Origin of the sequence: Ktedonosporobacter rubrisoli (assembly GCF_004208415.1) — a bacterium.
Lineage (GTDB): Bacteria > Chloroflexota > Ktedonobacteria > Ktedonobacterales > Ktedonobacteraceae > Ktedonosporobacter > Ktedonosporobacter rubrisoli.
Window position 1 is genome coordinate 2,174,022 of sequence record NZ_CP035758.1, and the last position, 24,780, is coordinate 2,198,801.

Consider the following 24,780-nt stretch of genomic DNA (forward strand, 5'->3'; position numbering starts at 1 on the left):
GTACAGTTCCGATTATCATTGCGAGCGGAGACGATCCCTATGACTCTATCAACGCGTACGCCCCGGCTGGTGGGAACTATATATACCACATCTACCATCTGCGGACATGGTGGGACGAAGGCTATAAGCTGCCAGCTTGTCACCCGAGCCAGAAGCCAGGCATGACCTGCAGCAATCCTGCCCTCGGGAGTGGCGTTGGCCCCTTGCTCTGGCTGAGCTATGGAGATAATCCGCCTCCAGGTGCGCAATTTAATCTCGGGCTGGCACTTCAACGTCTCTGGAACTGGTGGGAATATCGTCGCCCCTTTGGCAGCACTGATGGCGCTTATGATATGGAATTGTTTATCCGCTTACCCTACTCCCACTAGGAGGAAGCGCGAGAAGATATGAGGCCGCTCTGCCTGGCTTTATGCTTTCTTCCTGCTTGTGCAGTAGGGCTCGTTTTGTCCAACAGCTGGCATTTTATCCTTTGAGGGTGGCTTGACAGGGCTCGTTTTCTCTGGTAATATTTGCTCAACGAACGTTGAATGAATGTCTGTAATGGAAATGAGTGGTGGGTAGAGTATGCCTAAAGAAAAGGATCGAGTGACCAGTCGCGATATCAAGGCCCAGGAGCGGCGAGAGCAAATTCTTGCCGTTGCGAAGAAGCTGTTTGCCGAGAATGGCTATCATGCCACCTCTATGCGAACGCTCAATAAAGCGCTGGGTGTAGCTGAGGCATTGACCTATCACTATTTTCCAGGAGGGAAATTGGAAATTTTGCAGACCATTATACGAGAAGGTCGGGCCGCAAGATTTGCCGAAATTGAAGCTCTAGCCTCTCTGTTTCGTGATGACCTTTCATTGCGGGAGGCCCTCTTGCTTGCTGCTCGTGTCGGCACCACAATCTTTACAGCTGATAGAGAGTGGTTTCAGATTGTGATGCGGGAGAGAAATTGGCTGCGACGAGAGGAGTGGATAACTGCTCTGGGTGCAGGCGATACTCCCTTGCAATTTCTTTACGATTTTTTCGCTCGGCGGATGGCGCAGGGAGAGCTACGCGAAATGGATCTGCGTTTTGCCTTCATGCAGTTTTTTGCTGGGATTACTGTCTATTCTCTCATTGTAGAGGATGATAGTGCCAATGTTACACGCTACATCGAACGATTGGTTGATTTCACTGCCAATTTATGGTCCAAGTGAGGCCTAACAACTTTTTTTTGTCTTTAAAATTCAACGAACGATCAATGAAAAAAGAAGGAAAATCATGGAGAAAAAATCGAGTGTCGATGTGCTGATTATCGGGGCCGGACCGGTTGGTTTGACCCTGGCGAATAGTCTTGCCCGCTGTGGCGTTTCCGTACGCATTATCGAGCAAGGCGAGACGCTGCAACGCGAAGTGCGTGCGAAAGGGCTGAAGCCACGTACAGAGGAAATTTTTGAGGATCTGGGTGTCCTCGCTAAGATTCATGTGCGTGGTCAGCGTAATCCGCTGATGCGCTTCTATCAGCGAGAGCGACTTGTGCGTGAGCTTGATCCCGCATCCGAAGAGGCTAATCAACCAACCGCTGATGCGCCCTATCGGGGTACATTATGGATCGGGCAAAACAATACACAGGCCGTGTTGCAAGAAAGTCTGGCTCAAAGGCATGTACAGGTGGAGTTCGATAGCCACCTGTCAACGGTAACACAGCAGGATGGCAACGTGCTGGCGCAAGTTACTCACGCCGGTGAGACGGAGATGATCCAGGCCCGTTACCTGGTGGGCTGCGATGGGGGACACAGCAGCGTCCGTCACCTCGGCGGGTTTTCGTTCCTGGGCGAGACGTTAGAGGGGGAGTGCTATCTCAACGCCGGTGTCGAGTTAGAGGGATTGGACCCTCACACCGGGCACTATTGGCTGGATGCACCAGAAGGATTGCTGGGTCTCACGTACCTGCGCTACGATCAGCAGTGGGTGTTTCAGGCTCGTTTGTCTTCGAATGCAGACGATCTTTCAGCTGAAACCTGCCAGCGCATTTTCGATGAGCGCACAGGACTACCGCATGTAAAGATAAACGGTATGCACTGGGCCTCTCTCTGGCGACCGAATATTCGTATGGTTGAGCAGTATCGCCATGGTCGGATCTTTCTTGCCGGAGATGCGGCCCATGTCCATTCCGGTGCAGGCGGCCAGGGTATGAACACCGGTATTGGCGACGCCTACAACCTTGGCTGGAAACTGGCAGCCGTTCTGCATGGTGCCCCTGAGGACTTACTGGAGAGCTACCATGCTGAACGCTTTCCCGTGGCTCAAGGCGTTCTGGCTTCCACGACCAGCTTTCACGAGAAATTAACCCGTCCCAATTCTGGAAATACGCAAAATTTTATCAAGGCCTCGTTGAGTAAAGATGCTGATCTCTCACAACTTGGTATTACTTATCGAGGCGGTCCCCTGGCTTGCGATATTGATGACGCAACAGGCATTCGCGCGGGAGATCGCGCGCCAGATTCGCCCTTCATCTTTGCCTCTAACGGGCAGCGTGGTCGGCTCTTCGAGCTGTTTCGTGGGACGCATTTCACGCTGCTTACCTTTGCCGATGGGCCTGTCTTACAACTAGCTGATCGCTACAAAGATATCGTGCATACGTATAACATCAGTCGTGGAGTTAACGTCTCTACTTCCTCTGATCACGCGTTGCTCGACATCGATGGCTACGCCTACCATTTTTATGGTATTCGGCGAGACGCTGTGATCCTGGTGCGGCCCGATGGTTACATCGGGCTAACCGCCGGCGGCTTTGAGGTGCAGCCGATCAACGCTTATCTGCACAAGGTAACTGGTCGATAAGCATGGCATGGAGTTAGTCTTTTCTGGAAGCGAATGGCCTCTATCCCTTACCGGCTCCTGGCCCTCGCTTCCGTGCTCCTGGATCTTCCATTCAGCTGTGCCGCCTGGTCTCAGCCTCTGCTGTGGTTTGCACATATATCTCCCCATTTCGGTGAGGATATGGCAAACCGCAGCTCTGAAATCACCGCTGTACATCGTTGGCACGGTGCCTCTCTTTTCTCCATCATTTTCTTCTATCATATTTTTGGCCAGGCACAGTCTGATAATATCACTGATCCGTCACTTTTTGTAAGGCGCTATCTTGCAACGCAAGATACTGTGTGCTATACTCTCCACCAGTATATTGTATTGCAAGAGAGTGAAAGGACGACCCTTGTGGAGGCACGCTTGACCCAATTGCTCAAGGGCACGTTGGATATGTGCCTGCTGGCCACCATTGCGCAGCAGCCATGTTATGGCTATGAAATGGTTCAACGCCTGGCCCAGCAAGGACTCGCGCTAGTGAGCGAGGGGAGTATCTATCCGCTTCTCAGCCGCCTGCAACGGCAAGGCTATCTGGAAGGATATCTCGTTCCCTCAACGGATGGCCCTCCGCGCAAATACTATCGTCTTCTCCCTAAAGGAGCTGAACAATTGGCCCAGTGGCAGGCTGAGTGGGAAAGCTTTGCCCAGGCCGTTTCACAGATTGTGAAAGGAGCACATGTTGATGTCGATCCTCGATCAGCCCATCCGCAGCCAGATTTGCGATCTCAGTGAGGCCTGTGGAAGGTACTGGGAACTGCGGGGAATTGCCCAGGAGCACAGAAACGAGATGAAGCTGGAATTAGAGCAACACCTTCTTCAGGCTGCGATGGATGGAAAAGCGCCGGAAACTGTGGTTAGTTTTCATCCTGCCGCCTTTGCCGAAGCATGGGCCAGAGAAATGCATCCTCATGCCTGGCGCGCGGGGGAGCTGCTCCTGTCCGGGCTGGTCTATGCCTTGAGCGTCATCAGTACCATCGCCCTCGCTGAACCTTTCCTTGCCCATAGAGCTTCCTTCACCTTGACCCTGTTTACCGCCTTTGTGCTGGGAGGCTTTGGGGCGGCTACACTCTTGCTGCCGCTGGCGGGCTTCCTCGCGCTGCGCATCAGAAGGCGCACAGAGCGGAGCATGCTCCTGGCCGCGGTTTTTGTTCTGGGGGCGCTGGTCGCCCGTTTGGGAGGAATGCGCGTGAATTGGAGCATGCCCTTACTTTCCTGGAATTGGCAGCTGACCATCCTGTTAGCTACCCTGACCATAGGGCTGGCTTCCCTTGAGTGCTGGAGGCGAGCCTCACACGAGCCCCTTTCCTCTGGCCGTCTGGGAATGTTATGGCGCTCTCTGCTGCTGTTGGCAGGCAATGTGGTCATGTTCGACCTGTTACTGGGTATGAGCAGTGTCGTGGTCTTTAACGTCTGTATGCTGACAGGCAGGATGCTTTGACTGAACTTGAGCGCAAGCTGCCTTCAGCTTCTTCTATGACGAAACGAGTGTGAACTATGGTAGATAGCGCAATTCCTCTCGCTTTTCTCATCAATTGGGGCTGGCTTCAGATTGGCCCGTATATTCATCTGAATATCAACCCGGTTCTTTTCGCCTTTGGTCCGCTGGCCCTGCATTGGTACGGCCTGATGTATGTAGTTGCTATCGTGATGGGCCTCTGGCTGCTTCGCAGGTACATCGCTCGCCAGGGGATCAAAGAGGAGCAGGTATATCATATGCTCTGGTGGTGTATAGTGGCCGGTGTGCTCGGCGGGCGTCTCTATTTTGTCATCCAACAGCCGAACCTGGTGCAGGATTATCTGCTGAAACCTCAGCATATCCTGGCTACCTGGGAAGGTGGCATGGCGTTTTTCGGGGCGGTCTTTTTGATCATACCGGTACTGTTCTGGCGGGCTCTCAAAGAGCGACTCAATCCCCTTGTCGTCCTTGATGCTGGTGCGCTCTTCGCCGCCGTTGCGCATCCCTTTGCTCGCCTTGGCAATATCATTAATGGCGATATCATTGGCTATCCCAGCACGCTGCCCTGGTCTACAGTGTATGACAATCCGGCAAGCCTGGCCTGCCAGAACCCAGCCGCAGGCATCTGCCATGTACCGGTGCAGCCGGCCGCTGCCTACGAAATCCTGTTCAACCTCCTCCTGATTGCGATACTCCTGCCGCTAGCCCGGCGCTATCGCCGCCCCGGAATGCTCTTGCTCACCTATCTGGGTGGCTATGCCATAACCCAGTTTCTTGTCTTCTTTACCCGCGCGAATGCTGTTGTACCGCTCTTTACGCTGGATTGGGGACTCAAGCAAGCCCAATGGACCTCGCTCATTGTCTTGCTGTTTTTGATTCCACTGACGGCATGGGTATGGCGCTGGCGTTTTGCTCAGCCTGTTCCGCAAGGAGAGATATCCGCAACCTACGGCATGCCCTTGCCGAAGCGCAAGGCGACGCGAGCAAAAGTTGAGGATGAAACCATCAAAGTTTTTCCTCTTGAGTAGCCGCCATGTGGCATTTGGGGCCGGCCCTCTCTAGTTCCACTCTGAAAGTTTCAGAGGAAGCACGAGAGCAAAATGAGTTTGAAGAGACCATTTTCGATCCGCGTAAGCGCGAAAAAAGTACACATCTCTACCGGAGAACAAGAAAAAGCGCCTTGATGTGTGGGCGGCGATCCAGCGCTTTGTGATCCATGCCCACGATCTGGCTCACCCTGGAGACGGTGACTTTCTTCCCTTGTGACATGAGTTCTTCGATAACTTGCTCAACACAGCTGACCAGTTCGTTTTCGCGTCGCTGTTTGGCCTCGTTTTGTGCTGAGTATCAGTAAACGTAAACTGTAGCGGCTGGCTTCTGTACTCTTGTATGGTTGGATCGCGGTCGAAGAGGAGGGTCAACTTGCGTTCCTGGAAGGATTCGCATTGGACGGTTTCATCAGCTTTGCTGGTGATAGAGTAGCGCAGATTAGTATCGATGGGTGCAACACGCCTGATGTTGCCTCTTGGTGGCTTGCGTTTGAGGGCCATTGTCGCTGTTCCTCTTTACTTTCCTTCCTCCAGCTTTTCTTTTTGTTGCCCTAATGCGAAGGAACGCTTTGTCTGTTTGCGTATCAGTGTCTCTGTCCTATCCATAAACAACTCAAGCGCTACCTCTGCATCTTTCTCTTTGTACGGTCCTCGTTTTGTACCAAACCAATTGTATTCTTGGGCAAGATCTTCCGAAGTCAGATACAAATCGCGACTGTGCTCTCCAAATTTGTAGTAATTTGCTAGCGCAGTCGCTATGGTGACGACACCACTGAGCAGCGCTGGTGCTAGTTTTGGAACTTCGGGAATGCCCACAATGACTGTAACCAGGGCCGCCCCTACAAAAATGGTAATTTGGAGGATATGATGAATGAGCTTCTGCATGGACGATCGTTTCTCGTAGATGCGAACGAGAGATAAGACATGTGCTTGATATATCTTTACAGGAGTTTCAAGCGGCTGCTTATTTTGAGGATCAGCGAGAGTGTATGCTACAGAGGAGGCATGTTGTGCTTGTTGTAGGAGTTGCCAGCGAGTTTTGTTGGACCCTGGAATCATCGCCTGTTGACTTGCTGAGCGGGCAAGTACCGAAGCGTGGTCAATTTGTTTCTTCGTGCTGCTATCTGACATATCATACCTCCCTAAGCAGTGGTAAAATTACCCTACAAGGTAGACGATAGGGAAGAGACTTTTCCGCGCTTACGTTGAAGGTTTTTTACTCTCCTGATGTACTTTTTTCGCGCTTGCGTTGAAAACTTACACACTCATTATGTTTCCTTGTCCTGCTTCCCGGCTATATCGCTTAACTGGCCGGCAACCAACCTGGCGGAAACGCATCAATAACTTCTCTTGATCCTTTCTATAGATTGTACTTGTTTTTGAGTGGACCCCTTTCTTTCTTTATTATTAATAAAATGAAGGAAAGCAAACACATTCTAAGATAATGCCAGAGTCCCATAATACTGGGAGGGACGATGTGTCGTTCAAGAGCTTAAAATGGAGAGAATGTGAAGAAAAAGGGGACAGAGATAATAACAGGCTATTTACCGATGAGGAGATAGAGAAGTGATATACATCACTTTGACATAAAGTATCTTCGTGGCGCATACTGGCTTAAAGGAAAAGCACTGATCGTTTTATCATGGTAGAGGAGGAATAGTTATGTTTAGCAGCGCTTTCCTGTCAGCCTCTCCCTCCGGTCTCGGCGATACGCCAGGGGAGATCCTGCAAGTCTTTATCGCACCTTTGGGCCCGCAGGTAGCCTATCACCAACAGGAATGGCGGGCCCTCCTCAACTGCATGTTTTACATGCTCATAAGTGGCAGCACCTGCGAGGCGCTGCACTCTCTAGCATTATCTTCTCCTCTTCCTGCAGATGGCGACGCAAAGGCGTCTGAGATCGCGTGTCGGAAGCTCTGCGCATGCGCTGGCTTGTCACAAGAAGGCCGGAGTGCTCGTAAGCTTGATCCTATGAAGCTCTGCCTGGTTTAGAAGTACAGGTGAGATTATCCAGAAGACTGAAAGGAGATTGAAATGCTGCCTTCATCCCGAGCTTTTCTGCTCGACGTGGACTTGCAACCTGGCAAGCCCCCGATACTGCGAGCCGAGGCCACCGGGGACCCGCTGAACTGGGTGGCCGAGCACCGGGAGGAGCTACGTGCCGTTGCCTGCGAACACGGTTCGGTCCTGGTGCGTGGCCTTGCTCTGCGCGGCGCTGACAAGATCGGCGCCATCTTCAGACATTTGGCGAATACTCTGATGTGTGAGAGGGAAGCTTTTGCATCCCGGCGGATCTACTCTGACGGCGTGTACTCCTCATCGGCGTGGCCGGCGAATCAACCGATGTGCATGCACCATGAGCTGAGCTATAGAATTGAGTTTCCCGGCCTGATGCTGTTCGCTTGTCTTGGCGCGCCCAGCCATGGCGGCGTAACCGGGGTAGCCGATGCGGCAGCCGTGCTCAATGCCTTGCCTGCCGAGTTGGTCAAGCGCTGCATGCAGGAGGGCTGGCTGCTCACGCGCAACTACAACGACGAGATCGGCGCGTCCTACGTTCAGGCCTTCGGCACCGAGGACCGTGGGGCAGTCGAGCGCTACTGCCACGCCAATGCAATCGAGTTTGAGTGGCAACCTGATGGTGGATTGCGTACCAGACAGCGCCGCAGTGCCATCGTGCGCCACCCGGTCACCGGCCAGCTCTGCTGGTTCAACCAGATTGCATTCCTCAATGAGTGGACGCTGGACCCTGAGGTACGTGAGTATCTGATAGATGTCTACGGCGAAGATGGGCTACCATTCAATACCCGTTTTGGCAATGCTGACCCGATTGGCGAGGATATTGTGCAGTTGCTCAACCAGGTCTACGAGGCCAATACCAGGCGTGAGCCGTGGCAAGTTGGCGACCTGACGCTCGTAGATAACATCAGTACCGCGCACAGTAGGGAGGCCTTCGAGGGGCCGCGCGAAATACTCGTTGGGCTGGCCGATGCAGTGCACCTGGCCGATTGTTCACCAACTGTGGAGGTGGCAATCAGATGACTACTACCCATTCCACTACAAGCGAGGCCTTCCTACCGAGGCCGTCAGTGCCATCGTTCGCAGTGATCCCCGGCGCTCAGGTCCAGCGGGCGTTGCAGGGACGCGAGAAGCAGATCGTGGAGCTGATAGAGTCTATTTACCGGCTACATGGTGCCGGTGATTCGGTGAATCCGCCGTCCTACTTCCTACGTTTCCCCGACCGTCCATCCGACCGGATCATTGCGCTGCCTGCCTCGGTCGGAGGACGCGTGCTGGTGGATGGTCTGAAGTGGATCTCCAGCTTCCCGCAGAATGTGGCGGAGGGCATTCCGCGAGCCTCGGCTGTAATGATTCTCAATGACCATGACACCGGCTATCCGTTCGCTTGCCTGGAAAGCTCAATCATCAGTGCTACAAGAACTGCGGGCTCGGCGGCGTTGGCTGCTAACTGGCTCAGTCGTGACCGTCCGCGGGCGAAACGTGTTGGCTTCTTTGGCGTGGGCTTGATTGCCCGTTACATCCATACCTTCCTGACTGCCACAGGCTGGTCATTTGATGAGCTCGGCGTTTATGACCTGTCAGCCGCTAGTGCGGCTGGCTTCTGCGCTTACTTGAAGCGATCAGGTACTACAGGCCACATCACCGTATGTGATAGCGCTGAGCGCTTAATCCGTTCCAGCGATCTGATAGTCTTTGCTACCGTTGCTGGTCAGCCGCATGTCAAGGATGTGCAATGGTTTGCACATAATCCGCTGGTACTGCATATATCGTTGCGCGATCTTGCGCCGGAGATCTTGCTTGCTTCGACCAATATCGTCGATGACGTCGAGCACTGTCTCAAAGCCAACACCGCGCCACATCTGACCGAACAGCTTACTGGCAGCCGAGACTTTCTTAGCGGCACGTTGGACGATGTGATGGCCGGGAGGGTGACGATACCGGCAGAGCGGCCAGTGATATTCTCTCCGTTTGGCCTTGGCGTGCTTGATCTCGCGGTCGGCAAGTACGTCTACGATGAGGTAGCTCGCTCCGGCGAACTGCATATCATCGACGACTTCTTCCACGAGTTACGTAGATACGGTTGAACTGATGACTGTTCTGCTGTATATAAGGAGATAATTATGTCTATTATATCCATTCCCCAGGCCTTCAATGAGGAGGACCTCTACATCGACCTTCAGCCGATCTTCGGGCATTCGCTCTTCCTCAAGTGTGAGGGCTTCAACTTCGCTGGCTCGATCAAGTTGAAGGCGGCAGCCGCGATGGTGGAGGCCGCCGAGCGGGATGGAAGCTTGAAGCCGGGATCGATTCTTGTCGAGTCCTCATCTGGAAATCTGGGTGTAGCGCTGAGCATGATCGCGGCAAGCAAGGGCTATCGCTTCCTGTGTGTGACTGACATCCGCTGCAATCGAGCAACCAGGCAGTTGATTGAGGCGTTGGGTAGCCAGTTGCACATCATCGCTGAGCCGGATGCCAAAGGTGGGTTCCTTGGGGCGCGGATTGCCTATGTCCAGGCGCTATGCTCCTCCGATGATCGGTATGTGTGGCTCAACCAATACACCAATCATAACAACTGGAAGGCGCACTACCACACGACGGCCCCGGCGATTGCTCGTCAATTCCCGAACCTTGACGTGTTGTTCGTTGGCGCTGGTACCACCGGAACATTGATGGGTTGTGCGCGCTACTTCAAAGATCGGCATCCGTCAGTGCGCATCGTCGCTATAGATGCAGTTGGCTCAGTGATCTTCGGTGGCCCATCTGGTCGCCGCATGATTCCCGGCCTTGGTATGGGAGTTCATCCGCCGTTGCTCGATGCATCCTATGTGGATGAAGTGGTAATGGTTGAGGAGCCGGATAGCATCCGTGCCTGCCATCGCATGGCTAGAAGAGGCTTCCTGCTCGGCGGTTCCACCGGCACGGTAGTTAGTGGCGCGCTCAGCTGGTTGGCCGAGCATGACAGGCATAAAGAACTTAGCGCCGTGACCATCTCCCCGGATCTCGGAGAGCGCTATCTCAATACCATCTACCAGCCTACCTGGCTGAAGGAGGTGTACGGCGAGGATGTGTTCAACTTTGCTGAATTGAACCTCGATTCTGCTGTGCCGAAGCGGCAGCCAACCGCGCCACAGGCTCGCTGACGTCGTGCTCGTCACGACGCTGAGGAATCGGCGTTACTATCAAATGCAAGGAACAACTATGATAGAAAAATCAATCGGGCGCTTTATATCCGATGCGACAATCGACATTGAAAAAGGCTTTGCGGAGGTGCTGGCCAGCGTTGTACGTGTCGAGCAAGTGTCGGTTGATAGCGATTTCTTCAATGATCTGGGGGCCAACTCGCTGGTGATGGCCCAGTTCTGCGCACGACTCAGGAAACGAGCGGACCTGCCGTCAGTGTCGATCAAGGACGTCTACCAGCACCCAACAATCAGAAGTTTGGCGGCGTCGCTCGTAGATGCTGCGCCTACTCCTACCCCTGTTGAGCAGCCGGACTCGACGGCACAGACTGTGGCCGTGACACGGGCCAGCACGCTGCAGTACGTTCTTACCGGGGTGCTGCAGTTTCTGATCTACTTTGTATATGCCTGTATGGCCGGATTTGCCCTCGATCTGGGCTATGGCTGGATAGCTGCCGGTTCCGATTGGGGAGTTGTCTATCTGCGATCAGTTCTCTTCGGCGGCTCACTCTTCGTCAGCATGTGTGGTTTCCCGATCCTTGCCAAGTGGGTCCTTATCGGTCGCTGGAAAGCCAGCGAGTTCCCGGTCTGGAGCCTGGCCTACGTACGCTTCTGGACTGTCAAGGCGCTGGTCCATGCCAACCCTATACTTTTCTTCGTCGGCTCGCCTCTCTATGTGCTGTACCTGCGGGCTCTCGGTGCGCGCATCGGCAAAGGTGTCACGATCCTTTCCCGCGCTATTCCTGTCTGCACTGACCTGCTCACAATAGGCGATGATACGATAATCTGCAAAGAAGCGTCCTTCCTCTGCTATCGGGCGTATGCTGGGCGTATTCAGCTGGGTTCGGTTGCTCTGGGCCGAAACGTGTACATCGGCGAGAAGACCGTGCTCGACATCAACACCTCGATGGGCGATGGGACGCAACTCGGCCACACCTCCTCGCTACAAAGTGGTCAGGTTATCCCGCCCGGTCAGCATTGGCACGGCTCCCCGGCCCAGCCCACGCACCTTAATTACTTGAGGGTCGAGCCTGCCAACCTCAGCACATTGCGCCGCTTCAATGCTGGACTCATTCCGCTGCTCATAGTGTTCTTCGTGTACATGCCGCTGATCTTCATGGGTCCGTGCGCGCTGTTCAACCTGGAGCCAGCGCTGGCCCAACTGTTGACACCCAACGTTATTAGACTCACCGAGCCAACGCTCTACATCGATGCGCTAGGTCTTTCCCTTGTGGTGTTCTTCGGCGTTGGCATTGGCGGACTGGTCTTCGCCTTCAGCGTGCCGCGCCTACTGAACTACGCCATCAAGCCAAACAAGGTCTATCCGCTCTACGGCATCCATTACGAAGTGCATCGGGCGATCACCTTCCTGACGAATATAAAGTTCTTCAATCATCTGTTCGGTGACAGCTCCTATATCCTCAACTATCTGCGCTGCCTGGGGTACGACCTTTCCTATGCTGAGCAGACCGGGGCGAACTTTGGCTCGGAGCTGCAGCACGAAACCCCCTTCCTTAGTTCTGTGGGTCAGGGCACGATGGTTTGTGATGGGCTCTCGATCATGAACGCCGACTTCTCTAGCTCATCCTTCCGTGTGGCGCAAGTTTCGATCGGGGCCCACAACTTCTTAGGAAACAATATAGCCTTTCCTACGGGCGCCAGGACGGGTGACAACGTTCTGCTGGCGACGAAGGTGATGATCCCACTTGACGGCGATATTCGCGAGAATGTGGGTCTGCTGGGCTCGCCGCCCTTCGAGATTCCCCGCTCGGTGGAGCGCGATTGCCGATTCGACCATCTATGGAAGGACGATGAGCAGCGCAAACATCTTGCCGCCAAGAATCGCTACAATATCCGCACTATGGGCGTGGTTCTGTTCATACGCTGGCTGCAAATTCTCCTTTTTACCTTGTTCACCCTTGCGGCCGTCAATATCGACAATCTGCTCGGGCCGCTGGGAATCGCTGTGGATTTAACGCTTAGCCTGGTGGTTAGCACTGCCTACTATATTCTGATCGAGCGGATTACTGCGAGATTCCGCCCTCTGCAGCCGCAGTTCTGCTCCATCTATGATCCCTACTACTGGTGGCACGAGCGCCTCTGGAAGGCGCCTGATACATACCTCAATATCTTCAACGGTACCCCTTTCAAGAACTTAGTCTGGCGATTGCTGGGAGTGCAGATTGGCCGCAAGGTCTTCGATGATGGCTGCTACTTAACAGAGAGGACGCTTACCATCATTGGGGATAACTGCACGCTCAATGCGGGCTGCAAGATCCAATGCCACTCGCTGGAGGATGGTACCTTCAAGTCCGGCCATACCAGGCTCGGTACCGGTTGCACTCTCGGGATAGGGGCCTTCGTTCACTATGGTGTAACGATAGGCGATGAAGCGCTACTCGCTGCCGATTCCTTCCTCATGAAAGGTGAGGAGATTCCAGCACATGCCCAGTGGGTGGGCAATCCCGCCAGGCGCGCCGAACCACCAGGTCAGCAGGACTGCGCAGCCACCCACCTCGCCCTGTCACAGGCGCAGGAGAGCGAGGAACAATCGCGGTGAGCAAGCTGCCTTGCCCGAAGAATCCACTGACAAAATACCGGTTTATCTATCCCGGCCTGCGGCAAGCAGCCCTACGACGAGCGCTGAGTGGAGGAAAGACAAGATGAAAAAGCTACAGGAAGGGCCAATGAGGAAGCTAGCGGAACCCGATCGCGAGTTCTGGCATCATGTGCTTCTCACAGGCGGGTTTACTACAATACCGCGCTGGACCCTTACTCCGGTGAGGGGCGTTGCCTCGTATGAGGAGACGATCCCCGGTGAGCTTGTGGCGGCCTTGCGCAGCCTGGCCGACGAACTGGCAGTACCGCTCAGCTCTGTACTCCTGGCCGCGCATGCCCGGGTGCTCGCCACCCTCTGTGGCGAACGCGAGGTCACTACCGGCTACGTTGCCACGGCGGGGGCCGAGCCGCTGCCCTGTCGACTAACGACCGAAACCGCTGCGTGGCGGACCTTGCTGCTGGCCACCTATCGTGTCGAGGCAGAACTGCTGTCGCACAAGGACTTTCAACTCGCTGATCTCAGGCGCGAGCTGGGTCTGACGGAACCGTTGTTCGAGACAGTATTCGATCAGTTCGGTGACGATGGCGAACTTGCCGAGAATTGCGTGCTGCGGTTGGCAAGCGTGCAAAATGGTAGCGATCTTGGGTTGCGGCTGCGCTACCGGACCGAGATGCTTGACGCAGATAGCGCCGCAAGGATCATCGGATATCATCTGATGGCGCTTATGCTAATCGCCGCCGACCCGGATGCCGAGCATGAGCGGCAAAGCCTGCTCTCAGCAGAGGAGCGCCATTTCCAGCTTCAGAGGCTGGCTGGTCGGAAGCGAGAACTGCCGGAGCGCCGGGTTCACGAGCTGTTCGAGCAGCAGGTAGAGGCCCACCCGGAGGCCGTTGCAGCCAGGCACGGCGACCGCGAGTGGACCTACCAGGAGCTCAATACCCGGGCTAATCGGCTGGGGCGAGCTCTGTTGGCCCGTGGGCTGCAACGCGAAGGGATCGTCGCGGTCGTGATCGAGCGCAACCTTGATTGGCTGGCCTCTGTCCTCGCGATCTTCAAGGCTGGTGGCGTGTACCTGCCCATCGAGCCGCATTTCCCGGCAGATCGCATCGCGAATATGCTCTCGCGGGCCGAGTGCCGGCTTGTGCTGAGCGAACGCGGCAGCACGACCACGCTGGACCAGGCTCTCGCCTCGCTGCCCGCTGTTCAGGTGCTCTTTGTAGACGCTGCCTATGCGGAGGACCATGCCGCTAGTAATCTCGGCATTGAGGTAACGCCGGACCAGCTCGCTTATATCTACTTCACCTCTGGCTCTACCGGAGAGCCCAAAGGGGCGATGTGTGAGCAGGTGGGCATGCTCAACCACATGTGTGCCAAGATCGCTGATCTGCAGATCGGCGAGGGGCAAGTTGTGGCCCAGATTGCGCCTCAGTGCTTTGACATCTCACTGTGGCAACTGCTCTCCGCGCTCCTGGTTGGTGGACGGACTCTGATTATTGAGCAGGAGGTGATCCTTGACGTTCAGCGCTTCGTCGACAAGATCAGCGCAGGCCGGGTCAACGTGCTGCAGATCGTGCCCTCGTACCTCGAAGTTGTGCTGGCTTCTCTGGAGCAGCATCAGCGCGCGTTGCCAGACTTGCGCTACGTCTCAGTCACCGGCGAGGCGCTAAAGAAGGAACTTGTGCAGCGCTGGTTCGCCTTCGAGCCTGCCATTAAGCTAGTCAATGCATATGGGCTGACCGAGACGTCAGACGATACCAACCATGAGATCATGGAGCGGGTGCCGGACCGTGAACGGGTTCCACTCGGTCGTCCCATCCACAATGTGCACATCTACATCGTTGATGAGCATCTGGCGCTGCTCCCGCTTGGCGCCCCGGGTCTGATCGCCTTTGCCGGAGTTTGCGTTGGTCGTGGATATATCAACGATCCGCAGCGTACCAGACAGTCCTACCTTGCCGATCCTTACGACGAGGGTCAGCGGCTCTACCTGGGTGGCGACTACGGCCGCTGGCTGCCCGAGGGCAAGCTGGAGTTCCTGGGGCGGCGAGATAACCAGGTCAAGATTGCTGGCTTCCGCATCGAGATCGGCGAGATAGAGAATACCCTGCTGCGCGCGCCCGGTGTTCGCGACGGCGCCGTGGTGGTTGCTGAACGATCCGAGCATGGCAAACGCCTGATAGCCTTCTACACCGGGCCGCAAGCGCTGGAGCTCAGCGTCCTGCGGGATTGCCTGGGTGAGTCGCTGCCCACATACATGATTCCGGCGGCCTTCCACTGGCGAGAAAGTCTGCCGCTAACTGCCAACGGCAAGATCGATAGGAAGCGACTTTCGGCGCTGGCCAGAGAACTTGATATCGGCGAGGAAGATGCCCACGACACGCTGCTTACGCCAACCGAACAACGAATGGCAACAGCCTGGGCGGAGGTGCTGGGCGTCACGCAAGCGAGCATCGGTCGGCATGACAACTTCTTCGCGCGCGGAGGCACGTCCCTGTCTGCCGTGAGGTTGGCCATCATTCTGGAGCGTGTGGTAACCATCAAGGACGTCATTCGTCACCCGATCCTTGCCGATCTGGCCGGGCTGGTCGATGGCAGGAGCGTGCGGCAGCCTGCGGTGCCGCGATGACCTTGGACCGGAAGGTGCACTTTAAGAAGAGGCATCCAGTGTGCGACCAGGCAAACTCGATAGGGCTCATGGACTGTAAAACTGATGCTCTTCACTGTAGCCCTTGCTCCTGCATGGCCAGGAGCTAGAGCTCATCCTGGTCTGCTTTGTTCTGGCCAAGCTATGCCATAATTAAAGAGAACATCGGCTTGCTTTTCTTAGCAGAATATAGAAGTAAGGCAAGTTTTGTAGGATTGAAAGCTTGCTTGTTGTACCAACTGCATGCGTGTGCTACACTCGGCTTAAGGGCAAATGATATGCAGGAGGGCAGGGATGGCATCGTCTCCACTCACTATCAAGGCGGTATGTGCCTATGCCTTGCAGGATGCGTCAGCTTACCAGGCGCTAGAAGATCATCTCAGCGTTCTCATTCGTCAAGGACACCTCGCACTCTGGCATGAACCTTTGATCCCGCTCGGTGCTGAGCGAGAAGTGGAGCTTGAAACGCAGCTCCAATCCGCCTCCTTGTTCCTGGTCCTCGTCAGTCCTGCCTTGCTAGCCTCTAAAACCTGGACTCCTGAGCGGCTGCAGCAGATGATTGTTCGACAACAGGCCGGGAAGGTGCGCGTTGTGCCCATTATTCTGCGGCCCTGTGACTGGCAAGCCTCGCTGCTTGGAGCCTTCCAGGCCCTTCCGCTCGATGGTGCTCCGATTAGTGGTTCTAGCGATCCCGACGAGGCCTGGATGCAAGTTGTGTCAGGCGTGCGCCGCGTCCTGGAGGAACTGCCGATGCTCCCGGCGAGTGTTCCCCGCGCGCACTTGCCCAACGTTTGGATGATCCCCTACCCGCGCAATTTCTTCTTCCTGGGCCGCGATGAGCTCTTAGCGCAGCTTCACACCCGCTTGCAGAGCGGGCAGCCTCTGGTACTTTCGCATCCGCTGGCAGTTGGTGGCTTAGGTGGCATTGGTAAGACTCAGACGGCGGTTGAATATGCCTATCGTTATCATGGAGAGTATCAAGCGGTACTCTGGGCACGCGCTGAGAGCCGTGAGAGCCTGCATACTTCCTATACCCAGATCGCTAAGGAACTCCATTTGTCGCTTCAAGACGCCCAGGAACAAGAACTGATAGTTTGGGAAGTCAAGACCTGGCTGCAAGAGCGGCAGGGCTGGTTGCTCATCCTCGATAATGCCGATGAATTGAATGTGCTCAAGGGCTTTCTCCCGCCTGCTTTGGGCGGCCATGTGCTCATCACGACGCGCGCCGGAGCGACCGGGCGGCTGGCTCAACGTCTCGAAGTGCCCAATTTTACGCTACAAGAGGGAGCGCTTTTTCTCTTGCGTCGGGCTGGCCTCCTGGCGCCAGATGCTCCCCTGACGCAAGCGGCAGCTGAAGAGCAGGAGGTAGCTCGCGCAATTGCGCGTGAGCTGGGAGGCTTACCTCTGGCCCTGGATCAGGCCGGAGCCTATCTGGAAGAGACGGGGACGAGCCTTGCCGCATATCTGCATCTGTATCGGCAGTATCAGGCTGCCTTGCTTAATGAGCGCCGAGGGAGCATCGAGGAGGACCATCCAGATTCTGTCGTCATCACCTGGTCCCTCTCCTTCAGACGCGTCGAACAGAGAAGCTTAGCTGCGGTGCAAGTGCTGCGCTTCTGTGCCTATCTGGCTCCTGATGCTATCCCCCTGGACGTGCTGACAATTAGTCCCGATCCTATTGTTTCAGATCAGCTTGTCTTGGGCCAGGCGCTGGAAGCGCTGCGAGCCTACTCATTAGTCAGTATCGATCCAACCGCTCGCCAACTCTCGATGCATCGTCTCGTGCAGGCCGTCATCCGCCAGTCGCTTTCAGAAGATGAGCAGGCCGCCTGGATGCAGCGTGTTGTAATGATCCTTGCCGGAATCTTCCCCAATCCAGAACTGCTAGAAAAGTGGCCTGAATGTGAGCTCTACTTGCCTCATGCACTGATGGCCACTACCTGGATTGAGCAGGAGCAGTTGAGTACTGAAGAGGCCGCAAGCCTCCTGGGGCAAACCGGACGCTACCTTTACAGACGCGGGCATTATTGGGAAGCGGAACCCTTGTATAAGCGAGCATTGGAGATAAGGAGAAGGAGCTTAGGAGAGGAACATCCCGATACAGCAATGAGCCTGAACAATCTGGCCTTGCTCTACTGGTATCAGGGAAGATATGAGGAAGCGGAGCCATTATATAAGCGAGTGTTGGAGATCTGTGAGCAGCAGTTAGGAGAGGAACATCCCGATACGGCGACAAGCCTGAACAATCTGGCCATGCTCTATCAGGAGCAAGGGAGATATGAGGAAGCGGAGCCATTATATAAGCGAGCATTGGAGATCTGGAAGCAGAGGCTAGGAGAGGAGTATCCTGAAACAGCGACAAGCTTGAACAATCTCGCAAGTCTCTACCGGGAGCAAGGGAGATATGAGGAAGCGGAGCCATTATATAAACGAGCATTAGAGATAAGGAGAAAGCGTTTAGGAGAGGGGCATCCCGATACAGCGAACAGCCTGAACAATCTGGCTACCCTCTATTGGGAGCAAGGGAGATATGAGGAGGCAGAGCCGCTTTTGAAGCAAGCATTAGAGATCTATAAGCAACAGCTAGGAGAGGAGCATCCTAATGTAGCAGCGATTTTGAACAATCTGGCTACCCTCTATTGGGAGCAAGGGAGATATGAGGAGGCAGAGCCATTATATAAACGAGCATTAGAGATAAGGAGAAAGCACTTAGGAGAGGGGCATCTTCAAACGGCACAAAGCCTGAACAATCTGGCCATGCTCTATCAGAAGCAAGGCAGATATGAGGAGGCAGAACCACTTTTGAAGCGGGCGCTAGCTATAATAGAGCAAAGCTTAGGAGAGGAGCATCCTGATATAGCAGCAAATCTGAATAATCTGGCTTTGCTTTATGATGACCAAGGGAGACATAAGGAAGCGGAACCACTGTATAAACGAGCGTTGGAGATCTGTAGGCAAAGCTTAGGAGAGGAGCATCCTCATACGGCACAAAGCCTGAACAATCTGGCCATGCTCTATCAGAAGCAAGGCAGATATGAGGAAGCGGAACCCTTATATAAGCGAGCATTGGAGATCTGGAAGCAGAGCTTAGGAGAGGAGCATCCTCATACGGCACAAAGCCTGAACAATCTGGCCATGCTCTACTGGTACCAGGGCAGATATGAGGAGGCAGAACCACTTTTGAAGCGGGCGCTAGCTATAGTAGAGCAGAGCTTAGGAGAGGAGCATCCCGATACGCAACTAATTAGAAAGAATTACAGAAAATTGTTACGTGAAATTGCTTCCAGAAAGAGGTAAGCGAGCCAGAAGAGCCCGCTGAATAAGATAGCTCTGAAGCTGCGAAACTTCGGATTGACCAGGCGAGCAGAGAAGCTTGACCATATAAATGCTTTTCTGAAGCGCTTACAAACTCTACGAGGATATATGCCCTTATTCATCCCATTTCTTCTTTCAAGTGTGATCTCGTCCTCAAATAACGCCTCTGTTGCGCAAAGCTTAGCCCAGGTTTTTTGCACTCAAGGCTATTGCTTGTGAACGGCCGAAAGATACGGAGGGGAAAGTCCCAGGGCTATTTAATGTTCGTGAGAAAGCCTTCACTTCAGCCCAAAAAAGGATGAGAACCTGGTAAAGTGATAGTACATCAAAACGTCACGAAACGAGGTCTCATCCCAAATGAACTATACCATGATGGCCCAAGCAAGTGAATTGGCAGGTTGGAACAAAGAGAGCGAAGCCCTCTCAGTGTATCAAGCGATGCAACAGCTCGAAGATCGACGCAAAAACAAAGGAAAGCGCTACAGTTTGGCGCTCGTGTTGACGCTGATTATCCTCGCGAAAATGGCAGGAGAAACGACATTACAAGCAGTTTCCGACTGGGTGCGCTATCGGAGTGCCTGGTTGCAAGACGTCCTGCCAGATACCCGCGCCACCTTTCCCTGTGTCGCCACCTATAGCAATGTCTTGCGGGCTGTCGACCCAGCTCAGGTAAATCAGAAGCTCATGGATCTCCTGATCCGTGTACGTGCGCAAAAGCGGGTTGCGAGAGAACAAGAGCATATCATCCTCGACGGCAAGACTCTTCGGGGAACCCAACACCATCTGGCGAAAGATCAACAGAAAATGCATCATGTCGCCTGTTATGAGGCCCAGACCGGCATTGTGATCAAAGAACACATCGTTGCTGAAAAAGAAGGAGAACTGACCCACGTTTCAGCCTTTCTCACGCCGCTCTTCCTGCAAGGACGTATTCTTAGCGCGGATGCTCTTTACACCCAAAAATCGATCTGTCAGCAGATCATCGCTTCTGGTGGAGAGTATCTGTTCTTCGTGAAGCAAAACCAACCCACGCTTGCCGAGGATCTCCGTCTCTTCTTTGGCGAACCTCCCCTTGATTGTCTGGATTGGCGAACTCAGGTGCAGACTGACAAAGGGCACGGGCGGCTCACGTGCCGGTTCATTCAAGCCTCCACGGAACTCAATGATTTCCTGGCCCGCGATTGGCACGAAGTTGGACAGGTCTTTTGTCTCCGTCGGCGAGTCGAATATCCTTTGCGCTGTACCCAAGAATATGTCTATGGCATCACGAGCCTGACACCTCAACAGGCAACCCCCTTGCGCCTGCTTCAGTTGATCCGCGACCACTGGCGCATTGAGAATCGGCTCCATTGGCGTCGCGATGTCACCTTGCAAGAGGATGCGTGCCAGATCCGCAAAGGATGTGCTCCTCACACATTGGCCGTTCTTCACTCCTTTCTGCTGGCTCTCTTCGATTTTTGCGGTGTCACCAATGTCAGGCAACAGATGCGCTGCTTCGATGCTCATCCACTCCAAGCTCTTCAGCTCTTGCTCAAGGCCTTGGGGGAAAATTAAAAAGCCCTGGGGAAAGTCCTCAAGTTCCTTGACGAGATGTGGCGTCTCGGGTACCATGGAGAGAGCAATCACAGCACTGGAGGTTTCTATGTCGCCGCGTCCTGATGTGAGCGAGGAGCGCAAGAGTCAAATTTTACAGGCTGCCACTGCTGTCTTTGCGCGGCTCGGGTTTCACCAGGCGCGCATGGATGATATAGCCCAGCAGGCAGGCTTAAGCAAAGCTACCCTTTATCTCTATTTTGAGAGCAAAGAGGCAATTATTACGGCCCTGCTCAAAATCTTTTTTGATCAGGAACTCTATAAGTTGCGCGATTGGATGGCCAGCGAGCATCCAGGCTCGATAAGTGAACAAATTATGGACATTACAGAACAACTAGTTGAAGATGTCGCCTGGATTTCAAGCGTGATATCCATTGCCCACGAGTTCTATGCCCTGGCCGCACGCCGCGAGGATGTACGGGAGTTTCTGCGTGCCCATTATCGCGAATATCGCTTTCTCTTTGCCCGCCTTATTCAACAAGGGATAGAGCGGGGCGAGTTTCGGCAAGTCGATCCCGAATCCGTAGCGATCTCTTTGATGGCCCTTTATGAAGGCCTCTCCTTACTCGGACTGATAGATGCGCAAGCCATGCAATTGGCGCGGACCAGCGAGAATACCATGCGCTTGCTCCTGGCAGGATTGGCGAAGGAGAAAGCGTAAGCCGCCAAGAAATAAATCATAGCTCCGTCAGCTACAAGAAGCAGAGAAGATTTGCCGTAAGACAAGAGTAATCCTGATTGAGCGCGACCTGGGCATAAAAATATGGTATACTCTGTGGCAAGGAGTCTGTTAGGTAACACTATACTCCTTTTTGCTTAGAGAGGAACATGGATGCCCAGACAACTATCCCATTTGCTGCATTGGAATCCGGGAACATCTGCATATGAGTTGCGGGTAGGAAACAGGCGAGTCTCCACCTTTTTGCCGGCTGACCACAGGTTTGACTGGCTCAAGGAGATCTCTTCATTTTCCTTTTATTGCCGATCCGGTGTGCAATATACCGTGCGCAAAGAGAAAATGCAGCGTGGTAGCGTCTATTGGTACGGCTATCGACGCCTGGAAGGGCGCATTGTCAAGCGCTACATCGGGAAAACCGCTGATCTCACTCTGGCCCGCCTGGAAGAAGTGGCCTCTAGCTTTGCAAATAAAGTGCACTCGGCCGTTAGCAAGCCAGGACAAGAGGGGGAAACGGCGGTAGCCCTCTATCCTTTAGCATCCTTATCGTTAACCCTTGAGAAAAGGCAGCCAAAGAATCTTGTTGCGACCCAATCTCATATTTCTTCTTCTCTCCAGGCGGCAAGCTGTCTTCCTCCCAGGTTACCTGCTTATGTGCTTACGCGTGAGCGCCTCTTAGAGCGCCTTGACGCAGCTCTTGAAAGCAAACTCACCCTACTTACGGCTCCAGTTGGGTTTGGCAAAACGACCCTTGTATGCCAGTGGCTGAAGGCGCGGAGGGCCGACAAACAGCTTCCGCCGATTGCCTGGTTATCGTTGGAGGCAAGTAATAACAGTTTGGAGAGCTTCTGGAGCGCTGTTATGACGGTGAGTCAGGCTTTTCAGCCGGCATTAGAATATACCGCCCAGGTTTTGCTCTCGCCAACTGTCTTGCCACCCTTTGGCCTGCTTACTCTGGAGTCGGGCTTGATAGCCCTGCTTAACAAAATGTCGCATCTGACTAAGGGCGGGCTACTCATTCTTGATGATTATCATGTCATTACCGAGCCGCGTATCCATGAGACGCTAGCTTTTATGCTTGAGCATCTTCCCCCAACGCTCCATCTCATGATCCTGACGCGTGGCGAGCCTCCTCTCCCCTTATCCCGTTTGCGTGTCAAGGGTGAGCTTTGCGAGATACAGACGCCCGAACTGCGTTTTTCGCGGCAGGAGACTGCTGCCTTCTTGCAACAGGCGTTGCCCTTTGAGCTCTCCACGGAAGCTATCGAACGCCTTGAGGAGCGCCTGGAAGGCTGGGCTGCCGGGTTGCGCCTGCTAACGCTGACCTTACGCAGGCGTGATGATCAACAGGAAATTGAGCAAACCATGACGACGCTTGACGGGAGTAAGCGTCCTATGCTTGATTATTTTGTCACCGAAGTGCTGGCCTCCCAATCCACAATTGTGCAGAGTTTTCTGCTTCAGACGAGTGTACTGAGCCGTCTGGATGCTGCACTCTGTAATGAGTTGACAGGGAGAGAGGATAGCAGCACGATTCTTGATGATCTGGCCCGCTCTGGTCTTTTCCTCGAACTTCTTGACGAGCCCGGTACATGGTATCGCTACTACACACTCTTTGCCGAGGCTATGCAGCATGAGGCCCGGCGCCGCCTGGGTGAGGAAAAGCTATTGACTTTATTTCGCAGGGCAAGTCAATGGTATGAACAGCATGATAGACAGGTGGAGGCGATCGATGCGGCCCTCAATGGCCAGGATGCCGAACGCGCGGCATCCCTGATGGAACAACATATTAGGATCGAAGAGCAGAATACACGAGATTCCCACTGGTTCCACCTACTGCATGGTTGGTTAGGACAATTGCCTGGCGAGGTCTTGCATACGCGGCCGGTACTCTGCATGAGCTATGCAGTCGGGATGACATTTGGCATGCGGCGCCGCAACAAATTTACACCCTTTCCAGCCGAGCCAGAGCGTGTTGAGGAGCTCTTGCAGATCGCTGAGGAGGGTTTCCGCGCCTCGGGCGAAACTGATAGGATTGGTGGCGCATTGGCCATTCGTGCTTTGCTCTATGCTCATCAAAAAAAAAGCGAACAGGCTCTACACTATGCTAGAGAGTCGTTGCGCTATCATCCTGCTGACTGGCCGCCAAGAAGGCGAACCTGGCGCGGCCTTAGCCTTAGCGTCATTGCCGGCGAGGCGCTCTGGTCGGGACGCCTTGAAGAGGCAAGACAAATCTATCTAGAGGTTCATGAACTTTGGGAGCGTTGCGACAATATTCATGCTGCCCATGGCACCAGGTTCGTGCTGGCTATGCTTTGCATGGGTGCTGGCATGTTGCGTATGGCTGCTCAATATTATGAGCAGCTCCTCAATGAGGTTGATACGCGAGGAGAATTTATGCTGGCTGGCCCGGTTCGACTTGGCCAGGCCCAACTCTCTTATGAGTGGAACAAGCTTGATTTAGCGGCGGACCAGGCTCAGGAAGCGTATGCGCTTAGCGAGCGCCTGGTAAATTTTGAGCTACAGATGCAGGCAGAACTTCATATGGCCCGCATTGAGCATGCACGTGGCGAGACCTCCCATGCTCTGCTGCGCCTCGCTGATATGTTAGAACGGCTCTCGGAGCAACAATCGATGCAATTGTATCAGGAAACTTTGTTCTGCCAGGCCCAATTGTTTCTCTCTGTCGGTGATCTGATGAATGCTCAGGCTTGCTTGTATACGCTCGCACGTTATAATGAGAGGCTGTTGCACTGGCTGGGTGACCTTCAACCCGAAGCGTCAAGTATGGCCGTGCAAGCTAAACCTGACTTAGCTGTAATTCTGGTTGAACAGGTAGAGCTCCTGGTTGCTCGCTTACTATTAGCTATGGGAAGGATACAGGAGGCTCAGGCGCTATTAGAGTCCGTCCTGACGGCAGCTCTTGAGGATGGACGTAACTATAACGCTCTTAAGGCCCAACTCCTGATGGTCTTTTGCTATGTAGCGCGTAATCAAACGCAGGAGGCGCTCCAACAATTATATGCTGTGCTTTTGCAGGCGGCGCCCGAAGGTTATATGCGCTTCTTTCTGGATGAAGGAAATACGCTGGCCACCCTTTTGCATAGCCTTGCCTCGTCTGTGCATGAACAGGCGCTGAGAGCCTATTTGCAGTCTATCTTACAAGCCTTTAACGAAGAACAAAACAGGCCGTATGTGCCTGTGTCCTCGGTTGCCACAGCCCAGTCGGAGCTACTTTCACGCCAGGAACAGCGTGTGCTACGTTTATTAGCTACTGGCCTCTCCAATCCTGAGATCGCTCGTGAGCTGGTTGTCTCTGTTAATACAGTGCGTACGCAGATCCAGAGTATTTATCGTAAGCTTCATGTAAATAATCGCGTAGCCGCCAGCGAGGTCGCGCGTAGCCTGCAGCTGCTTTAATGCTCCTGTCTATCTAACTATTCGAAGTTATGAAAT

General features: G+C 54.1%; 18 protein-coding genes. 16 read left to right on the plus strand and 2 right to left on the minus strand.

Features of this window, described 5'->3' with window-relative positions; translation table 11 throughout:
- Window positions 1-161: 161 nt before the first annotated feature.
- From EPA93_RS10020 to lgt, 6 genes are all read left to right on the plus strand, one after another.
- Complete coding sequence (locus EPA93_RS10020; RefSeq protein WP_129887004.1) at window positions 162-368, plus strand: hypothetical protein; 207 nt, start codon at window positions 162-164, stop codon at window positions 366-368.
- A 196-nt stretch (window positions 369-564) separates the two neighbouring features.
- The gene (locus EPA93_RS10025) at window positions 565-1,182 is read left to right on the plus strand and encodes a TetR/AcrR family transcriptional regulator (RefSeq protein WP_129887006.1); all 618 of its coding nucleotides are present in this window, start codon (window positions 565-567) and stop codon (window positions 1,180-1,182) included.
- Between the two features lie 28 nt (window positions 1,183-1,210).
- Window positions 1,211-2,809, plus strand: a complete 1,599-nt coding sequence (locus EPA93_RS10030) for an FAD-dependent monooxygenase (protein ID WP_277988967.1) — start codon at window positions 1,211-1,213, stop codon at window positions 2,807-2,809.
- 33 nt (window positions 2,810-2,842) lie between these two features.
- Window positions 2,843-3,565: a PadR family transcriptional regulator gene (locus EPA93_RS49590; RefSeq protein ID WP_242527365.1), complete on the plus strand. Its 723-nt coding sequence runs from the start codon at window positions 2,843-2,845 to the stop codon at window positions 3,563-3,565.
- A complete protein-coding gene (locus EPA93_RS10040) occupies window positions 3,516-4,271 on the plus strand; it encodes a hypothetical protein (protein WP_129887010.1) in 756 nt (251 codons plus the stop codon). The genes EPA93_RS49590 and EPA93_RS10040 overlap by 50 nt, the downstream gene beginning before the upstream one ends.
- 56 nt (window positions 4,272-4,327) lie before the next feature.
- Window positions 4,328-5,317: a prolipoprotein diacylglyceryl transferase gene (gene lgt / locus EPA93_RS10045; protein WP_129887012.1), complete on the plus strand. Its 990-nt coding sequence runs from the start codon at window positions 4,328-4,330 to the stop codon at window positions 5,315-5,317.
- 204 nt (window positions 5,318-5,521) lie between these two features.
- On the opposite strand, the gene EPA93_RS10050 is transcribed toward lgt, so the two are convergent.
- Together EPA93_RS10050 and EPA93_RS10055 are read right to left on the minus strand one after the other, a co-directional pair.
- Window positions 5,522-5,839, minus strand: coding sequence for a hypothetical protein (locus EPA93_RS10050; protein ID WP_129887013.1), 318 nt, complete (start codon window positions 5,837-5,839; stop codon window positions 5,522-5,524).
- Window positions 5,840-5,854: 15 nt separating this feature from the next.
- A complete protein-coding gene (locus EPA93_RS10055; RefSeq protein WP_129887015.1) occupies window positions 5,855-6,469 on the minus strand; it encodes a DUF4231 domain-containing protein in 615 nt (204 codons plus the stop codon).
- Between the two features lie 531 nt (window positions 6,470-7,000).
- On the opposite strand from EPA93_RS10055, the gene EPA93_RS10060 reads away from it, so the two are divergent.
- The 10 genes from EPA93_RS10060 (at window position 7,001) to EPA93_RS10105 (ending at window position 24,744) form a co-directional block, all read left to right on the plus strand.
- Complete coding sequence (locus EPA93_RS10060) at window positions 7,001-7,330, plus strand: hypothetical protein (RefSeq protein ID WP_129887017.1); 330 nt, start codon at window positions 7,001-7,003, stop codon at window positions 7,328-7,330.
- A 42-nt stretch (window positions 7,331-7,372) separates the two neighbouring features.
- A complete protein-coding gene (locus EPA93_RS10065; protein WP_129887019.1) occupies window positions 7,373-8,377 on the plus strand; it encodes a TauD/TfdA family dioxygenase in 1,005 nt (334 codons plus the stop codon).
- Entirely contained in the window at window positions 8,374-9,441 is a 1,068-nt protein-coding gene (sbnB, locus tag EPA93_RS10070) for a 2,3-diaminopropionate biosynthesis protein SbnB (RefSeq protein ID WP_129887021.1), read from the plus strand. The genes EPA93_RS10065 and sbnB overlap by 4 nt, the downstream gene beginning before the upstream one ends.
- 36 nt (window positions 9,442-9,477) lie before the next feature.
- Window positions 9,478-10,497 (plus strand): 2,3-diaminopropionate biosynthesis protein SbnA, encoded by a 1,020-nt coding sequence (gene sbnA, locus EPA93_RS10075; protein ID WP_129887023.1) that lies wholly within the window; start codon window positions 9,478-9,480, stop codon window positions 10,495-10,497.
- A gap of 58 nt (window positions 10,498-10,555) precedes the next feature.
- On the plus strand, window positions 10,556-13,096 hold the full coding sequence (locus tag EPA93_RS10080) for a Pls/PosA family non-ribosomal peptide synthetase (protein ID WP_129887025.1): 2,541 nt from the start codon (window positions 10,556-10,558) through the stop codon (window positions 13,094-13,096).
- A gap of 127 nt (window positions 13,097-13,223) precedes the next feature.
- Window positions 13,224-15,722, plus strand: coding sequence for a non-ribosomal peptide synthetase (locus EPA93_RS10085; RefSeq protein ID WP_129894488.1), 2,499 nt, complete (start codon window positions 13,224-13,226; stop codon window positions 15,720-15,722).
- Window positions 15,723-16,034: 312 nt separating this feature from the next.
- On the plus strand, window positions 16,035-19,037 hold the full coding sequence (fxsT, locus tag EPA93_RS10090; protein ID WP_165423003.1) for an FxSxx-COOH system tetratricopeptide repeat protein: 3,003 nt from the start codon (window positions 16,035-16,037) through the stop codon (window positions 19,035-19,037).
- A 375-nt stretch (window positions 19,038-19,412) separates the two neighbouring features.
- Window positions 19,413-20,609: an ISAs1 family transposase gene (locus tag EPA93_RS10095; RefSeq protein WP_129885573.1), complete on the plus strand. Its 1,197-nt coding sequence runs from the start codon at window positions 19,413-19,415 to the stop codon at window positions 20,607-20,609.
- Window positions 20,610-20,697: 88 nt separating this feature from the next.
- Window positions 20,698-21,309 carry a TetR/AcrR family transcriptional regulator gene (locus tag EPA93_RS10100; RefSeq protein ID WP_165423004.1) on the plus strand — a complete coding sequence of 204 codons (612 nt, stop codon included), beginning with the start codon at window positions 20,698-20,700 and terminating at the stop codon, window positions 21,307-21,309.
- 171 nt (window positions 21,310-21,480) lie between these two features.
- Window positions 21,481-24,744 carry a winged helix-turn-helix domain-containing protein gene (locus tag EPA93_RS10105; protein ID WP_129887031.1) on the plus strand — a complete coding sequence of 1,088 codons (3,264 nt, stop codon included), beginning with the start codon at window positions 21,481-21,483 and terminating at the stop codon, window positions 24,742-24,744.
- Window positions 24,745-24,780 lie beyond the last annotated feature (36 nt).

What these genes read in the sequence shown, in the direction of transcription:
- EPA93_RS10020 (WP_129887004.1), top strand. Translation starts at nt 162, where the DNA reads ATGACCTGCAGCAATCCTGCCCTCGGGAGTGGCGTTGGCCCCTTGCTC.
- EPA93_RS10025 (WP_129887006.1), top strand. Translation starts at nt 565, where the DNA reads ATGCCTAAAGAAAAGGATCGAGTGACCAGTCGCGATATCAAGGCCCAG.
- EPA93_RS49590 (WP_242527365.1), top strand. Translation starts at nt 2,843, where the DNA reads ATGGCCTCTATCCCTTACCGGCTCCTGGCCCTCGCTTCCGTGCTCCTG.
- EPA93_RS10040 (WP_129887010.1), top strand. Translation starts at nt 3,516, where the DNA reads ATGTCGATCCTCGATCAGCCCATCCGCAGCCAGATTTGCGATCTCAGT.
- lgt (WP_129887012.1), top strand. Translation starts at nt 4,328, where the DNA reads ATGGTAGATAGCGCAATTCCTCTCGCTTTTCTCATCAATTGGGGCTGG.
- EPA93_RS10050 (WP_129887013.1), bottom strand. Translation starts at nt 5,839, where the DNA reads ATGGCCCTCAAACGCAAGCCACCAAGAGGCAACATCAGGCGTGTTGCA.
- EPA93_RS10055 (WP_129887015.1), bottom strand. Translation starts at nt 6,469, where the DNA reads ATGTCAGATAGCAGCACGAAGAAACAAATTGACCACGCTTCGGTACTT.
- EPA93_RS10060 (WP_129887017.1), top strand. Translation starts at nt 7,001, where the DNA reads ATGTTTAGCAGCGCTTTCCTGTCAGCCTCTCCCTCCGGTCTCGGCGAT.
- EPA93_RS10065 (WP_129887019.1), top strand. Translation starts at nt 7,373, where the DNA reads ATGCTGCCTTCATCCCGAGCTTTTCTGCTCGACGTGGACTTGCAACCT.
- sbnB (WP_129887021.1), top strand. Translation starts at nt 8,374, where the DNA reads ATGACTACTACCCATTCCACTACAAGCGAGGCCTTCCTACCGAGGCCG.
- sbnA (WP_129887023.1), top strand. Translation starts at nt 9,478, where the DNA reads ATGTCTATTATATCCATTCCCCAGGCCTTCAATGAGGAGGACCTCTAC.
- EPA93_RS10080 (WP_129887025.1), top strand. Translation starts at nt 10,556, where the DNA reads ATGATAGAAAAATCAATCGGGCGCTTTATATCCGATGCGACAATCGAC.
- EPA93_RS10085 (WP_129894488.1), top strand. Translation starts at nt 13,224, where the DNA reads ATGAGGAAGCTAGCGGAACCCGATCGCGAGTTCTGGCATCATGTGCTT.
- fxsT (WP_165423003.1), top strand. Translation starts at nt 16,035, where the DNA reads ATGGCATCGTCTCCACTCACTATCAAGGCGGTATGTGCCTATGCCTTG.
- EPA93_RS10095 (WP_129885573.1), top strand. Translation starts at nt 19,413, where the DNA reads ATGAACTATACCATGATGGCCCAAGCAAGTGAATTGGCAGGTTGGAAC.
- EPA93_RS10100 (WP_165423004.1), top strand. Translation starts at nt 20,698, where the DNA reads ATGTCGCCGCGTCCTGATGTGAGCGAGGAGCGCAAGAGTCAAATTTTA.
- EPA93_RS10105 (WP_129887031.1), top strand. Translation starts at nt 21,481, where the DNA reads ATGCCCAGACAACTATCCCATTTGCTGCATTGGAATCCGGGAACATCT.